Origin of the sequence: Plantibacter sp. CFBP 13570 (assembly GCF_014841395.1) — a bacterium.
Classification (GTDB): domain Bacteria; phylum Actinomycetota; class Actinomycetes; order Actinomycetales; family Microbacteriaceae; genus Plantibacter; species Plantibacter auratus.
This window is the reverse complement of record NZ_JACYTW010000076.1, coordinates 1-13,871: the sequence shown is the minus strand read 5'-3', so window position 1 is coordinate 13,871 and position 13,871 is coordinate 1. Positions and strand designations below refer to the sequence as shown.

The window sequence follows — 13,871 nt, the reverse complement described above, 5'->3', positions numbered from 1 at the left end:
CTCGCCGCCGAGGCCGAGCGCCTGCGCGAGGCCGGTGCCGGCGTCGCGACCCTGCTCGACCGCTCGGGCGACGCCTGGTCCGACCGCGCCGGTGGCACCTCTGGTGCCCTGTGGGGCGTCATGCTCCGCACCCTCGGCGAGCGCCTCGGCGACGCCGGGCGCCCGACCGCCACCGCTGTGAGCGAGGGCGTGACCGCCGCCAAGGACGCCGTCATGCAGTACGGCAAGGCCTCCGTCGGCGACAAGACGCTCGTCGACGCCCTGGTCCCGTTCGCCGACACGCTGGCGGAACGCGTCGCCGCCGGCGACGACCTCTCCACCGCGTGGACCACGGCGGCGGCAGCGGCCACCACCGCGGCCCACGACACGGCCGGTCTCATGCCCGGCATGGGTCGCGCCCGCTCGCACGGCTCGAAGGCCGTCGGCGTCGAGGACCCGGGGGCCGTCTCCCTCGCCCTCATCGTCGAGCGCGTCGGTACCCTGCTCGCCGAGCGCTGAACGCCCGCTCCTGACAACCCGCTCCCTGAACACACGCCCCGCTCCCTGAACAAACGCCCCGCTCCCTGAAGCGACACCCCGGTCCCTGAAGCGACACCCCGGTCCCTGAAGCGACACCCCGGTCCCTGAGCTTGTCGAAGGGCCAGCAACGAAAGGCACACCATGACCCGCACCTGGCGAATCGTCATCGGCTCCGATGACGCCGGCTACGACTACAAGGAGATCCTTAAGCGCGACCTCGAGGCGAGCGACCTGGTCGCCTCCGTGGTGGATGTCGGGGTCGACGCCGACGGCCACACCAACTACCCGACGGTCGCGGTGACTGCGGCCGAGATCGTCGCCCGCGGCGAGGCCGACCGCGCGCTGCTCATCTGCGGCACGGGCCTCGGCGTCGCGATCGCGGCGAACAAGGTCCAGGGCATCCGAGCCGTCACCGCGCACGACGGATTCTCCGTCGAACGCGGGGTGCTCTCGAACGACGCCCAGGTGCTCTGCATGGGCCAGCGCGTCGTCGGCATCGAACTCGCCCGCCGCAACGTGCGCGAGTGGCTCACCTACGAGTTCGACGCCTCGAGCGCGTCGAACGACAAGGTGCAGGAGATCAGCGCGTACGAAGCGTCCTGATGTCAGGACGTCCCAGACTCGTCGGCGTGAGCCTGAAGATGTACTTCGGGCACGCGCAGACGCTCGACTGGTGCTCGGTCGTCGCGGGGGTGTCGGCCGAGCACCACGCACTCCGATCCGGCGCGGCGGAGCTGTTCGTCATCCCCGGATACCTCTCGGTGACCGGCGCGGTCGAGCGGCTCCGCGGCGTCGCAGCCGTGGGGGCTCAAGACCTCGCGACCGAGGACACCGGGGCGTTCACCGGCGAGGTGAGCGGCGCCGAGCTCCGCGAGGTCGGCTGCGAGCTCGTCGAGGTCGGGCACGCGGAGCGGCGCCGACTGTTCGGCGAGACGCCCGACGTCGTCCGCGCGAAGACGACCGCCGCGCTCCGCAACGGTCTCGCGCCGGTGCTGTGCATCGGCGAGGCCGATCACGGAGACGCCGAGGTGGCGGCCGCGGAGTGCGTCGCACAGCTCGACGACGCCCTGGCAGGGGCGGTCGCCGCCGGGATCATGGGCCGCGTCATCGTCGCCTACGAACCACACTGGGCCATCGGCGCCACCGAGGCCGCGAGTCCAGCCCACATCCGCGCGGTGTGCCTCCGGCTGCGCGGCCACCTCGATACGCTCGCCGCGGCCGGGCACATCGAGACGTCCTCGGCCGTCATCTACGGCGGGAGCGCCGGACCCGGCCTGCTCACGACGATCGGCGACGCGGTCGACGGGGTCTTCCTCGGCCGCTTCGCCCACGATCCGGCAGCCCTCTCGCTGGTGCTCGACGAGGTGGCCGGCCTCGACCGCGCGGGCTCCGACCTGCCGCGATGACGCCTGGCAGCCCCGTAAACTGGTCCTCGACGATCATCGCGGCCGCTCGACCGGAGGTTCCCCTCCGTGACGACGCCTCGAGCACACCCTTCGGAGGCTGCCGTGGTTGATGCCGTCTTCCCGCTCGGCGCCTCCTCCTCGCTCGAGCGCCGCGGGCTGCGCGACCGCGTCTACGAGCTGGTCCTCGACATGCTCCTGAGCTCCGGCATCGAACCGGGCGCCCGGCTGTCGATCGACGCCATCGCCCGCGACCTCGACGTCTCGCCGACGCCGGTCCGCGAGGCACTCGTCCAGCTGGAGCGCACCGGGCTCGTCACCCGGGTCACCCACAAGGGCTACCGGGTCGCACCGCCGCTCGCCGACGACCAGCTCGAGTCACTGTTCGACGCCCGCATCGTGCTCGAGAGCGGCGCCACTGCGCTGGCCGCCGCCCACGCCGACGAGCTCGTCCCGGCCCTCGAGGTGGCGCTGGCGCAGCACGTCGAGATGACCGCCAGGGTGCGCGCCGCGGCGTCGTCCGGCGATATCCCCGTCGCACTCCTCCGCGAGTACTTCGCGGTGGACTGGAACTTCCACCACCTCATCTTCGAAGGCACCCGCAACCCCTTCCTCCTCGACATGTCCGAGGGCATCTCCACCCGCGTGCACCGCATGCGCCAGACGGTCGAGACGGGCGTCACCGACGCCGACCAAGCGGTCGTCGAGCACCGAGCCATCCTCGACGCGTTCTCCGACGGCCCCGAGGCCGCCGCGGCGGCCATGCGCTCACACATCGAGCTCGTGCGCACCCGCGCCCGCAGCGACGCCGAGCACTGAGCCGCCCTTCGACAGGCTCAGGGACCGGGATCTGACAGCCGCAGGGCCGGGCACACACCCTTCGACAGGCTCAGGGACCGAGTCCTCCGGTCCCCGAGCCGCCCAGCTTCGGTCCCCGAGCCGCCCTGTTACGGTCCCTGAGCCTGTCGAAGGGCGCAGAAACGGGGCCGACCGCCTGAGCGATCGACCCCGTCCGGGTGTTGCTTCGTGACTAGTGCGCCGTGCGGTTCGCCGTCGTCTCGAGCAGCTCGTCCGCCTTCGCCCCACGGAAGAACCGGGTGCAGTAGAGCATCGCGGCTGCGAGGAACGCGAACACCCCGAGCGAGACCACGCCCCACACGCCGCTGTCGGTCGGCACGCTCTCGTTGATCCCGGTGCGCATGATCGGGGCGACGAAGCCACCGAGGTTACCGAGCGAGTTGATGAGGCCGATGCCCGCCGCTGCAGCCGTGCCGGTGAGGAACGCCGTCGGGTAGGCCCACGTGATCGGCCCGACCGAGAGGAAGCTCGCCACCGCGATGGTGATGAACAGGATGCCGAGGATCGGCTGGTTGTTCGCGCCAGCCCAAGCGGAGGCCAGGATGAAGACGCCGGTCGAGATGTAGAACATCGTTCCCCAGGTGCGACGACGGACGACCGTGTTCGCGTTCCGGCCCACGTAGTAGCAGGCGAACAGACCCACGAGCCACGGGATGGCCGCCACGAGACCGACCTGCCAGCCGACGTCCTGGCCGATGAGGTTCGCCACCTGCTGCGGGAGGTAGAACGTCGTGCCGTACACCGCGATCTGCAGGCAGAAGTAGATGATGGTGAAGTACCACACCTTCCAACTCGTCATCGCCTTCGCGATACCGGTCGGGCCGTCCGACTGCCGCACGGTGTCCTCGCGTTCCATCGCGGCCGTCAACGAGTCCTTCTCCTGTTGATCCAGCCACTTCGCCTGTTGTGGCGAGTTGGTGAGGAAGTAGAGCGCTGCGAAGCCGGCAAGGACCGCGAGCATGCCCTCGGCGAAGAACATCACCTGCCAGCCGTGCCACGGGGTCAGGGCGTCGCCGAAGCTGATGAGGCCACCACTCAGCGGGGCGCCGAGCATCTGCGAGAACGGCTGCGCCAGGTAGAAGATCGAGAACATCTGGACGCGGACCTTGTTCGGGAACCACTCCGACAGGAACATGATGACGCCGGGGAAGAGCCCGGCCTCGGTCACGCCGAGCAGGAACCGCAGGACGATGAACATCGTGTCGTTCGTCGTGAAGGCGAACAGGGCGGCGACGATGCCCCAGGTCACCGCGATGCGGGCGAGCCAGAACCGGGCGCCGAACTTCTTCAGCAGCAGGTTGCTCGGGATCTCGAAGATCGCGTAGCCGATGAAGAAGATGCCGGCCCCGAGGGCGAAGGCACCGTTCGAGATGCCGCGGTCGACGCTGAGCGCCTCCTCGGCGAAGCCGACGTTCGTGCGGTCCAGGAACGCGACGAAGTACAAAATGACGAGCATCGGCATGAGGTGCTTCGACGCCTTGCGGATCGCCGACTTCAGCGCCGGATCGTTGGTCGATCCGATCGCCGGCGGATTGGGTGTGGACAAGACACTCTCCTTTGAGATGACTGGTGCGGGTGGGTGCTGCTGGCGCTACTGCTGCTGCTGCTGCTGCTGCTGGTCAGGAGACCATCGAGGGGACGATCATCCAGAGGCCGATGCCGACGAAGACGACGCCGAGACCGAGGAAGATCAACCGGGATTTGGTCCACTGACCGGTGAGGTGCTGCATGGTGCTGCTCCGTTCGCTCGTGGTGCGTGTGGTGGATCAGTGCATGTAGAGGCCGCCGTCGACGTTCAGCGTCTGACCGGTGACGAAGCCGGCGTCCTCACTGATGAGGTAGGCGATGGCGGCGGCGATGTCGCGTGGGGTGCCGATGCGCGGCAGGACGCCGTCGGCGGCCATGGCCGTCTTGCGCTCCTCGGTGAGGGTGCCGCCCATGATGTCGGTGTCGATGGGTCCGGGCGAGATGGCGTTGACCGTGATGCCGTCGTGGCCGAGCTCGCGGGCGACGCTGCGGGTGAAGCCGATCACGCCGGCCTTCGCCGCCGAGTAGGCCGTCTTGCTGAAGGTGCCGCCGCCACGCTGGGCGGAGACGGACGACAGGCTGACGACGCGACCGACGCCGTTCGACACCATCGACTCCACCGCACGGCGGGTCGTGTAGTGGACGCCGTTGAGGTTGATGTCGATGACGCGCTTCCACTCGTCGGCGCTCACCTCGAGATAGGGCACGGGTGAGGCGACGCCCGCGAGGTTCACGAGGGCGACGAGCTGTGGGAGGGCGGCTTCGAGCGCGTCGAACGCGGCACGCACCTGCGCCTCGTCGGCGACGTTCGCGCCGGCGCCGGCCGCCTGCACCCCGTGCTGCTCCGCGATCTCGGCGGCGACCGCCTGCGCCGCAGCCTCGTCGAGGTCGATGATCCCGATGTTCCAGCCGAGTTCGGCGAGGTGGTGGGCGGAGGCACGACCGATGCCGCGCGGGGAGGCTGCGCCGGTGAGGACGACGGTCTTGGATTCGGGGAAGCTGGTGGCGGTCATGGCCGGCCTTTCTGCGTGGGAGTGGTGGAGTCGGTGTCCGATCGAGCCGGACGGTGCGCTCGGTCGGCGCGGCGCTCAGTTGATGGGTGCGGGGCCGAGCTCGTCCATGAGCTGCTTGATCGCGACGTACGCCTTGTTGCGGTAGGCGATCAGCTCGGGGGTGCGGTCGGCCGGGACGTCGAGGTAGCCGGCACCCGACTTGGTGCCGAACTTGCCGGCGTCGACGAGCTCCTTGAGGGAGTCCGGCGTGGCGAACCGCTCGGGCCACCGGGTCTGGAGCGAGGCGTAGCAGAACGAGTACACGTCGAGTCCGGCCATGTCGGCGATCGCGAACGGACCGAAGACGGGGAGCCGGAAGCCGAAGGTGGTGCGGACGATCGTGTCGATGTCCTCGGGCGTCGCGACGCCCTCCTCGACGAGCTGCGTCGCCTCGTGGAACAGCGCGTACTGCAGGCGGTTGAGCACGAAGCCGGTCGCGTCCTTGACGCGGGCGGTCTCCTTGCCGGTCGCCGCGACGATCGCCTCGACGGTGGCGATCGCCGCATCGTCGGTGGTCTCGTGCGGGATGAGTTCGACACCGGGGATGAACGGGGCCGGGTTCGAGAAGTGGACGCCGAGGAACCGCTCCGGGTTCGTGACGGCCTCGGCGAGCGAACCGATGAGGATGGTCGAGGTGTTCGAGCCGATGATGGCGTCGGGCGAGGCGGCGGCGCTGATGCGACGGAGGGTCTCGTGCTTGATCTCGATCTTCTCGGGGACGGCTTCCTCGATGAAGTCGGCTCCGGTGACGGCCTCCTCGATGGACGCGGCGGGCGAGACGTTGGCGCGGATCCGCTCCACGGCGTCGGCGGGGAAGAGTCCGTCGGCGACGAACTGCTCGGCCTCGGCGATGAGGCGGTCGTAGTTCTTGCGCGCGATCTCCTCGGAGATGTCGGCGATGCGGACGGTGGCGCCGGACAGCGCGAGCACCTGGGCGATGCCGCCGCCCATGTACCCCGATCCGACGACGGCGATGGTGTGTGTGGTCATGATGAAGCTCTCCTGTGGTCGTCTGGATCAGGCCTGCGGCAGCAGGGTCCTGATGTACTTCTGGTTGGTGGAGCACATGCCGAGGCTGTCGCCGCCGTAGTGCTCGGCCAGGATGATGCCGTTGAAGCCGAGCTCGACGGCGTCGCGGAAGACCTGGCGGTAGTTGATGAGCCCGGCCTCCATGGTGGAGGGCACGGACGTCGCCCAGCTGCCGTCGGCCGCCTCGTCGCGGGTGTAGTTCTTCACGTGCATGTAGTTGGCGTAGGGCAGGGTCTTGGCGAACAGCTCGCGCCAGTCCTCCACCGGGCGGTGCAGGCGGATGAGGTTCGCGACGTCGGGGTTCAGGCCGACGTTGTCGAGCCCGACCTCCTCCACGAACCGGACCGCGCTGTCAGCCGTGCCGAGGTAGGTGTCCTCGTAGAGCTCGAGTGCGAGCGGCAGGCCCACGTCGGCCGCGTGCTTGCCGAGCTCGCGGATGCGGCTGACGGCGGCCTTCCAGACCTCGGGGTCGTCGGGGTCCTTCGGGCCCTGCGCGGTCCAGAACCACAGCGCCTTGCGCTGTGCGTCGTTGAACGGCTGGTGCAGGCCGGTGGAGAAGACCTGCATCCCCCACTCGGCGGCGGCGTCGATCGTGCGGTGCGCGTACTCGAGGTTGCGCTCCTCGTGGCCCGGCATGATCACGCTCTGGCGCTGCAGGTGGACGGACGGGACGCCGACGCCGTGCGACTTCGCGATGGCGAGGAACTCGTCGCGACGGGACGGTTCGAGGTCGGCGGGTCGGACGTGGCTGTCGGGCAGTTCTGCGAGCGTGAACCCGACGCCGGCGACCTGCGCGAAGAGGTCGTCCCAGGCTTCGGGCTCCGCGTCGTGCAGGGACACGCCGTTGCGATCGACGGGTGGGATGCCGTGCAGGCAGGTGGCGATGGGCCAGGTGTCGGCGGTCCATCGGGGGGTCGACGCGGTCGCGGTCGTATCCGTCATGATGCTCCATTGCGCTCAAGGACTGCTCGGGGCTGGTGCTCCCGGTCAAAAAGATCCTATAGGAAATAGTAAAGCGTTTCCACGAATGCGCAAGGGCACTTCGACAGGCTCAGTGACCGGCGGAGGGGAAGCTCAGTGACCGGCAGCACCGAGCACTGCCGGTCACCGAGCCTGTCGAGGTGCGAAGACGGGGCTCAGCCGCCGAGGATGTCCCAGTCCTCGTCGTCCGCGTCGGCGATGCCGCCCGCGATGAACGCCTCGCCGGCCTCGGTGGCGCGATCGCGCACGCCGACCAGCAGTTCCTCGAGCGACCCTGCCGAGAGGAACCGCATCTGGTCGATCTCGCTCACCGGGGCGATGCCCGCGAGCTGCCACGACGACTCCAGCGGGTCGTCGGCGAGCTCCACGACCGAGGCCCACTGCTGCTCGCTGAACTCGCTGGCCACGGCGAGCGAGCGCCGCACCGCCGCCTCGGTCTCGTCCCGCAGCTGCTCCCAGCGCTCGTCCCACTCCAGGTCGTCGAGCGTGCGGATCTCGGCGCGCGGGTACGGGTCGTCGGGCAGCCAGTCGGTCACCTCGAAGCGCTGCCCACCCTCGGCGATCACCGCGACGAAGCCCTCGCCGCCGTCGACCTCGACGATCTCGGCCACGGTCCCGGTGCGGAACCGGTGTTCACCGCCGCCCGTCTCGCGCCCGCGCTCGATGAGCACCACCCCGAACGCCGGATCCTCCGCCTCGAGCAGGTGGGCGAGCATGGTGAGGTAGCGCTCCTCGAAGAGCCGCAGGGCGAGGGGCATGTGCGGGAACAGCACGGAGCCGAGCGGGAACATCGGCAGTTCGAGGACCGGGAGGCCGGATGCCCACGGCTCGGCGCTGGAGGAGTCGGTCATGTCAGTCCCCCTCCGCCTCGCAGGCCCGACCGGGTGTCGCCCGGCCGATGGTCCACCCGGATCGTGCTGCGATCATAGCCGCCGGACACCGGAGGCCACTCAGGCGGCGAGGACGGCACGCAGCGCCTGATCGAACCGGATCGCACGATCGACCTCGACCGCCGTCTCGTAGTCGGTCCCGCGCAGGGCGACGTGCAGCGGCCAGTCCACGTCGATGAACCCGACGCGGCTGTCGCCGACGAAGACGCCGAAGCGGTCGGCCGTGAGCTGCTCCACCCAGGCGCGGCGGAGTTCGGACGTCTCGCTGCCGGTGGAGCCCATGGAACGACCTCTCTCGGCAGGTGCAGCGACCGGGTCCGGACAACCCCTCGAAGTATCTCGATTGTCTAGCTATCTCCGCCGTGCTTCATCATGACAGCACCGACGGCCGATGGACAACTTCCTATCCGTCAAGCGAATGCGACCGACGACTGGAGGCATCGTTGCGAGATCGTGGCGCGATGGTCCGCAGATCTTCAGGAACCGTCCGTAGGATGCTGATCGTGGGGTGGAAGTGGCCGTGGGGACGCAAGCGCATCGTCGATGCGCCGGTCGATGCCGGGTCCGACCCCTATCTCCAGTACCTCGAGTGGGTCCGCCTCGGGAAGCCGTCACTGGCGTCACCCGACGATCCACCGCTGCAGTTCGACCCGCGGTTCGCGCCACGACTGGCCTCCGACGCCGTCAACTCCTCGCGCGCCGACGGCGTCTGAGCCTGCCGGTCCACACACAGCACAGCGCCCGACACCGAGGTGCCGGGCGCTGTGGACGTGCTTACGCGGTGGCCTGCTCCGCGACCTCTGCGCGGCGCGGGAGCTTCCAGCCCGGGCGCACGAAGTGGCACGTGTAGCCCCACGGAATGCGCTCCAGGTAGTCCTGGTGCTCCGGCTCGGCCTCCCAGAACTCGGACACCGGCTCGACCTCGGTGACGACCTTGCCGGGCCAGAGCCCTGAGGCGTCGACGTCGGCGATCGTGTCGCGGGCGACGCGCTCCTGCTCGGGCGAGGTGTAGAAGATCGCCGAGCGGTAGCTCAGGCCGACGTCGTTGCCCTGGCGGTTCTTCGTCGACGGGTCGTGGATCTGGAAGAAGAACTCCAGGAGCTCGCGGAAGGACAGCTTGCTCGGGTCGAAGACGACCTCGAGGGCCTCCGCGTGGGTGCCGTGGTTGCGGTAGGTGGCGTTGGCGACGTCGCCACCGCTGTAGCCCACGCGCGTCGACTTCACGCCCGGCATCTTCCGGACGAGGTCTTCCATGCCCCAGAAGCACCCGCCGGCCAGCACCGCGCGCTCGGTCGTCGTGCTCTGCTCGTCTGCTGCACTCATCGTGACTCCTCCTTCGTGCCGAGCACCGTGCGGGGTCCCCGCGTGCTCCGGTCTTCGGCTCCATGGTATGCAACAGCGTCCGCTTCCGGACTGTTCCGGGCGGGGCTTGCACTCAGCGCTCGCACAGGTGTGCGGACGCGACGGCAGCCCTCAGACGGTCCGCTTGCGGCGGAGCTGCTTGATCGACTCGTGGATCTCGGGCGCCAGCAGCACGGCGCCGGACTGCTCCGACTGTTCGAGGGTGACCGCCTGCGCTTCGTCCGCCGCGGCGAACCAGGAGGCGATGGTCACGCCGTGGCCGGGCTGTCGGACGATCTCGATCGGGTCGCCCGCCTGCACCGTCCCGCTCTTGACCACCTTGAGGTAGGCGCCGGGCCGTGCGGCGTCGGCGAAGCGCTTCACCCACCGTGGCTCGCCCAGGCGCCGCTGGAAGGTGCCGCACGGGGTCCGCGGGCAGGTCACCTCGACGACGAGGGTGTCGCCGATCCGCCAGCGTTCACCGATCTCGGCACCGTTCACGTCGAGCCCCAGCGTGCGGAGGTTCTCGCCGAACAGCCCCGGCGTGATCTCCCGACCGAGCTCACCCTCCCAGAACCGCGCGTCCTCCTCGGCGTAGGCGTAGAGCGCCTTCGTCAGACCGCCGTGGTGTTTGCGATCGGCCTGCACGTCGCCGTACAGCCCCATCGGCCGCACGTGCAGTGGCTCGTCGACCGGGCGCTTGTCGATCGCGGTGACACCGATCGACCCGTCGTCCACCTGGAGGGCTTCGACGCGACAGAGGGCGAGGAGTTCAGACATGGGACCAGTCTGCCGTGTCCTCCGCGCCCGTCCGGACGACGGGGCCGGTGCGGCTCGGGTGGAGTGGCCCAGGCGGAGCGGGTCAAGCGGACTCGCGGATGACGAGTGAGACACCGACCGAGCGTCGGACGGACGGCCCCGAGAGCGGGAGCGTGCCGGACATCATGCCATCGAGCAGTTCGAGACTGTGCCGTGCGATGTCGCCCTTGTCGACGGCCACGCTTGTGAGCTCAGGGGTGACGAAGCGACCGAGGTCGAGTCCGTCGATACCGATGACGGCGACCTCCTCCGGCACGCCGACCCCGGCACGGGCGAGGCCCTTGAGCACGCCGACCGCCATGACGTCGTTGAAGACGAGCACGGCGTCGACGTCGGGCATCGCGGCGCGGCACCGCAGGGCGGCCGAGACCCCGCCCTGGTGGGTGTCCTCCGCCCAGGTCTCCGACGCCTCCGACCACGGCAAGCCGTGCTCCTCGAGGAACGCCCGGTACGCGAGACGCCGTCCGGACGGTTCCGCCGAGGCGTCGATCATCGCGATGGACCGGCGCCCGGTCGCGATGAAATGGGCGAGCGCCTGTCGGATGCCGTCCTCGAAGTCGATGTCGACGCCCGCCACCTGCAGCGCGGGTTCCGAGCCGGACGGGTCCGCTCCGGCCTCGGACTCCTCTGGCCGGTGGTCGCCGAGGGAGACGAACGGGATCGTGGCGAAGGCGCCCTGGAGCGCTCCGTGGTCGGCACCGTTGCGCCCGACGACCGCGTCGACCTGCCGTGCGAGTTCGGCGAGCTGCGCACGTTCCGCGTCGGGGAGGTCCGGTCCACGATCCGCGGCGGCGGGCCGCTCGCCCGATGCGTTCGCCGCTCCCCCGACCTCGGCGACCAACACGGTCCATCCCCGCTCGGCCGCCTGCTGCACGAGGGCGGCCGCGAGCTCCGGGTAGTAGGGGTTCCGCAGGTCGTCGACGACCAGTCCGAGCGTCGTGGTCCGGCCGCTCACCAGGTGCTGCGCGGCGCGGTTCGGCCGGTAGTTGAGCGAGGCCGCGACCTCGACGACCCGTTGTCTGGTGGCGTCGCTGACGTCGCGCATCCCGTTGAGTGCGCGGGTCACGGTCTGGCGCGAGACACCGGCGACCCGGGCGACGTCGATGATCGTCGCTCGCGCCGGAGCGTGATCGTCGCGGGGCCTGGTCATGGTCACATCGTACTGATACGCTCACACCGTGAACGTTCACGGTGACGTTCACCACAGACCATCGCACCGCCGATCAACGTTGAGGAGCACCACCATATGGAACACGTCGCTTGGGGAATCATCGGCCCAGGAACGATCGCCGAACGGTTCGCGACCGAGCTGCACGCCAGTCGCACCGGTCGACTCACCGCCGTCGCCAGTCGTGACGCGTCGCGTGCCGAAGAGTTCGGCGAGCGCTTCGGCGACGGCACGGCTCCCGTCCGCGGGTACGGCTCGGTCGCCGAGTTGCTGGCCGACCCCGACGTCGACGCGGTGTACATCGCGACCCCACACACGGAGCACGTCCGACTCGTGATCGAAGCGGCCGAGGCCGGCAAGCACATCGTCAGCGAGAAGCCGCTCTCGGTGAACCGGGCGGGCGCGATGCTCGCGATCGAGGCCGCCCGCCGTGCCGGCGTGTACCTCGCCGAGGCGTTCATGTACCGCTTCCACCCGCAGACGGCGAAGCTCGTCGAGCTCGTGTCGTCGGGCGCCATCGGCGACATCCAGCACATCGAGGCGTCGTTCGCGTTCGCCGCAGACCTGCCCGCCGATCACCGACTCATGAACCCGGAGCTGGCGGGCGGCGGCATCCTCGACGTCGGCGGCTACCCCGTCTCCATCTCGCGGCTCATCGCGGGTGCTGCCGTGGGTGCGCCGTTCGCCGACCCGACGGAGGTCACCGGGAACGGCACCATCGGTTCGACCGGCGTCGACGAGTGGGCCAGCGCGTCGCTCGTCTTCCCGTCGGGCATCACGGCGCACGTCACGAGCGGCGTGCGCGTCCAGGACGACAACCGCGTCGTCGTCACGGGCTCGACCGGCCAGATCATCGTGTCCGACCCGTGGCTGCCCTCGGTCGAGGACGGCTCGACGATCGAGGTCCGCACCATCTCGGGCACGGAGTCGATCCACATCCCCGGGGCACCGCAGTACGCGTTCCAGGCCGACGCGGTCGCTGCGTTCGCCGACGCCGGTCAGGCACCGCAGATGCGCTGGGCGGACTCGCTCGGCAACGCGGCGACCCTCGACCGCTGGCGCGAGGCGGTCGGCCTCGAGTACCCGTTCGAGTCGATCGACACCGACATCCCGACCGGTTCCGGCCGGCCGCTCGCCGTGCGCGCCGAGCTCCCGATGCCGACCGGTCGCATCGCGGGCATCGACCACGACATCTCGCGGCTCGTGATGGGTGTCGACAACCAGCAGACCCTGTCGCACGCGTCGGCGATGTTCGACGACTTCTTCGAGCGCGGCGGCAACGCCTTCGACACGGCCTGGCTGTACGGCGACGGCCTGCAGGAGCAGCTGCTCGGACGCTGGCTCGCCAACCGTGGCCTCCGCGACGACGTCGTGGTGATCGGTAAGGGTGCGCACACGCCGTTCTGCGACCCGGAGTCGATCTCGCGTCAGCTGTTCGAGAGCCTGGACCGGCTCGGCACCGACCACCTCGACCTGTACCTGATGCACCGCGACAACGTCGAGGTGCCGGTGGGCGAGTTCGTCGACGTGCTGAACGAGCACGCCGAGGCCGGTCGCATCCGTGCGTTCGGTGGCTCCAACTGGTCGATCGAGCGGTTCGAGGAGGCGAACGCCTATGCGGCGGCGAACGGAAAGCGGGGCTTCGCGGCGCTGAGCAACCACTTCGGTCTCGCCCGCGCACTCGACGTGCCGTGGGCCGGATGTGTGGAGGTGACGGATCCGACGAGCCGGGCGTGGCTCGAGGAGACGAAGACGCCGCTGCTGCCGTGGTCGTCGCAGGCACGTGGGTTCTTCACCGGGCGTGCCGAGCCCGAGGACCTGTCGGACCCGGATCTCGTGCGCTGCTACTACAGCGACGACAACTTCGAGCGGTTGGCCCGTGCCCGTCAGCTGGGCTCCGAGCTGGGTGTCGCGCCGACCGCGATCGCCCTGGCGTATGTGCTGGCGCAGGACTTCCCGACCTTCGCCCTCATCGGCCCGCGGTCCATCGAGGAGACGCGTTCGTCGACCGACGCCCTGTCCCTGAAGCTGACCCCAGAGCAGGTCGCCTGGCTCGACCTCCGGGTCTGATCCGTTCCTTCGGGTGATGCCAGCGCGGTGCGCTGACGTCACCGCGGGGCACACACGTGAGCGCGGGTCTCCAGAGACCCGCGCTCACCCGTGTGAGGCGCGCCCACGCCGAGTCGCTCCTCCTCGCGTCAGCGCACCGCGCTGACGCGAGCGCGGGGTGGCCCGGCCCTGTGGGACCCGATGCCAGCGCGGTGCGCTGGGCCTCGCCGCGGGT

At 69.8% G+C, this 13,871-nt stretch carries 15 protein-coding genes; 6 read left to right on the top strand and 9 right to left on the bottom strand.

Translation table 11 applies throughout. The annotated features are described in order from the left end of the window. The 4 genes from IFT89_RS17765 to IFT89_RS17750 form a co-directional block, all read left to right on the top strand. The coding region (locus IFT89_RS17765; protein WP_202939622.1) for a DAK2 domain-containing protein at positions 1-498 on the top strand (498 nt) is incomplete at its 5' end. 162 nt (positions 499-660) lie between these two features. Then, positions 661-1,122 carry a ribose-5-phosphate isomerase gene (locus IFT89_RS17760; RefSeq protein WP_071258616.1) on the top strand — a complete coding sequence of 154 codons (462 nt, stop codon included), beginning with the start codon at positions 661-663 and terminating at the stop codon, positions 1,120-1,122. Between the two features lie 26 nt (positions 1,123-1,148). Next, positions 1,149-1,925, top strand: a complete 777-nt coding sequence (locus IFT89_RS17755; RefSeq protein ID WP_307783544.1) for a triose-phosphate isomerase family protein — start codon at positions 1,149-1,151, stop codon at positions 1,923-1,925. Positions 1,926-2,027: 102 nt separating this feature from the next. Beyond that, positions 2,028-2,741 carry a GntR family transcriptional regulator gene (locus IFT89_RS17750; RefSeq protein ID WP_229939936.1) on the top strand — a complete coding sequence of 238 codons (714 nt, stop codon included), beginning with the start codon at positions 2,028-2,030 and terminating at the stop codon, positions 2,739-2,741. A 211-nt stretch (positions 2,742-2,952) separates the two neighbouring features. Here the strand turns inward: IFT89_RS17750 and IFT89_RS17745 are convergent, their stop codons facing one another. The 6 genes from IFT89_RS17745 to IFT89_RS17720 form a co-directional block, all read right to left on the bottom strand. Beyond that, on the bottom strand, positions 2,953-4,326 hold the full coding sequence (locus IFT89_RS17745) for an MFS transporter (RefSeq protein WP_228501934.1): 1,374 nt from the start codon (positions 4,324-4,326) through the stop codon (positions 2,953-2,955). A 220-nt stretch (positions 4,327-4,546) separates the two neighbouring features. Continuing rightward, entirely contained in the window at positions 4,547-5,320 is a 774-nt protein-coding gene (locus IFT89_RS17740) for an SDR family NAD(P)-dependent oxidoreductase (RefSeq protein WP_124767434.1), read from the bottom strand. A gap of 75 nt (positions 5,321-5,395) precedes the next feature. After that, the gene (locus IFT89_RS17735; RefSeq protein ID WP_202939620.1) at positions 5,396-6,349 is read right to left on the bottom strand and encodes a 3-hydroxyacyl-CoA dehydrogenase family protein; all 954 of its coding nucleotides are present in this window, start codon (positions 6,347-6,349) and stop codon (positions 5,396-5,398) included. 27 nt (positions 6,350-6,376) lie between these two features. Then, positions 6,377-7,330, bottom strand: a complete 954-nt coding sequence (locus IFT89_RS17730; protein ID WP_191941846.1) for a sugar phosphate isomerase/epimerase family protein — start codon at positions 7,328-7,330, stop codon at positions 6,377-6,379. Positions 7,331-7,524: 194 nt separating this feature from the next. Continuing rightward, entirely contained in the window at positions 7,525-8,220 is a 696-nt protein-coding gene (locus IFT89_RS17725) for an LON peptidase substrate-binding domain-containing protein (RefSeq protein ID WP_228501933.1), read from the bottom strand. Positions 8,221-8,319: 99 nt separating this feature from the next. Continuing rightward, positions 8,320-8,541, bottom strand: coding sequence for a hypothetical protein (locus IFT89_RS17720; protein ID WP_191941847.1), 222 nt, complete (start codon positions 8,539-8,541; stop codon positions 8,320-8,322). 221 nt (positions 8,542-8,762) lie between these two features. On the opposite strand from IFT89_RS17720, the gene IFT89_RS17715 reads away from it, so the two are divergent. Next, the gene (locus IFT89_RS17715) at positions 8,763-8,972 is read left to right on the top strand and encodes a hypothetical protein (RefSeq protein WP_124767435.1); all 210 of its coding nucleotides are present in this window, start codon (positions 8,763-8,765) and stop codon (positions 8,970-8,972) included. Between the two features lie 61 nt (positions 8,973-9,033). On the opposite strand, the gene msrA is transcribed toward IFT89_RS17715, so the two are convergent. The 3 genes from msrA to IFT89_RS17700 form a co-directional block, all read right to left on the bottom strand. Further along, complete coding sequence (gene msrA / locus IFT89_RS17710; protein ID WP_079706599.1) at positions 9,034-9,582, bottom strand: peptide-methionine (S)-S-oxide reductase MsrA; 549 nt, start codon at positions 9,580-9,582, stop codon at positions 9,034-9,036. Positions 9,583-9,732: 150 nt separating this feature from the next. Continuing rightward, positions 9,733-10,380: an MOSC domain-containing protein gene (locus tag IFT89_RS17705; protein ID WP_202939619.1), complete on the bottom strand. Its 648-nt coding sequence runs from the start codon at positions 10,378-10,380 to the stop codon at positions 9,733-9,735. Positions 10,381-10,462: 82 nt separating this feature from the next. Continuing rightward, the gene (locus tag IFT89_RS17700) at positions 10,463-11,569 is read right to left on the bottom strand and encodes a LacI family DNA-binding transcriptional regulator (RefSeq protein WP_202939618.1); all 1,107 of its coding nucleotides are present in this window, start codon (positions 11,567-11,569) and stop codon (positions 10,463-10,465) included. A 96-nt stretch (positions 11,570-11,665) separates the two neighbouring features. On the opposite strand from IFT89_RS17700, the gene IFT89_RS17695 reads away from it, so the two are divergent. Beyond that, positions 11,666-13,657 carry an aldo/keto reductase gene (locus IFT89_RS17695; RefSeq protein WP_202939617.1) on the top strand — a complete coding sequence of 664 codons (1,992 nt, stop codon included), beginning with the start codon at positions 11,666-11,668 and terminating at the stop codon, positions 13,655-13,657. Positions 13,658-13,871 lie beyond the last annotated feature (214 nt).

Excerpts from the sequence above, each read along its gene's own strand:
- IFT89_RS17760 (WP_071258616.1), top strand. The coding sequence starts at position 661 with ATGACCCGCACCTGGCGAATCGTCATCGGCTCCGATGACGCCGGCTAC.
- IFT89_RS17740 (WP_124767434.1), bottom strand. The coding sequence starts at position 5,320 with ATGACCGCCACCAGCTTCCCCGAATCCAAGACCGTCGTCCTCACCGGC.
- IFT89_RS17735 (WP_202939620.1), bottom strand. The coding sequence starts at position 6,349 with ATGACCACACACACCATCGCCGTCGTCGGATCGGGGTACATGGGCGGC.
- IFT89_RS17730 (WP_191941846.1), bottom strand. The coding sequence starts at position 7,330 with ATGACGGATACGACCGCGACCGCGTCGACCCCCCGATGGACCGCCGAC.
- IFT89_RS17725 (WP_228501933.1), bottom strand. The coding sequence starts at position 8,220 with ATGACCGACTCCTCCAGCGCCGAGCCGTGGGCATCCGGCCTCCCGGTC.
- IFT89_RS17720 (WP_191941847.1), bottom strand. The coding sequence starts at position 8,541 with ATGGGCTCCACCGGCAGCGAGACGTCCGAACTCCGCCGCGCCTGGGTG.
- msrA (WP_079706599.1), bottom strand. The coding sequence starts at position 9,582 with ATGAGTGCAGCAGACGAGCAGAGCACGACGACCGAGCGCGCGGTGCTG.
- IFT89_RS17705 (WP_202939619.1), bottom strand. The coding sequence starts at position 10,380 with ATGTCTGAACTCCTCGCCCTCTGTCGCGTCGAAGCCCTCCAGGTGGAC.
- IFT89_RS17700 (WP_202939618.1), bottom strand. The coding sequence starts at position 11,569 with ATGACCAGGCCCCGCGACGATCACGCTCCGGCGCGAGCGACGATCATC.
- IFT89_RS17695 (WP_202939617.1), top strand. The coding sequence starts at position 11,666 with ATGGAACACGTCGCTTGGGGAATCATCGGCCCAGGAACGATCGCCGAA.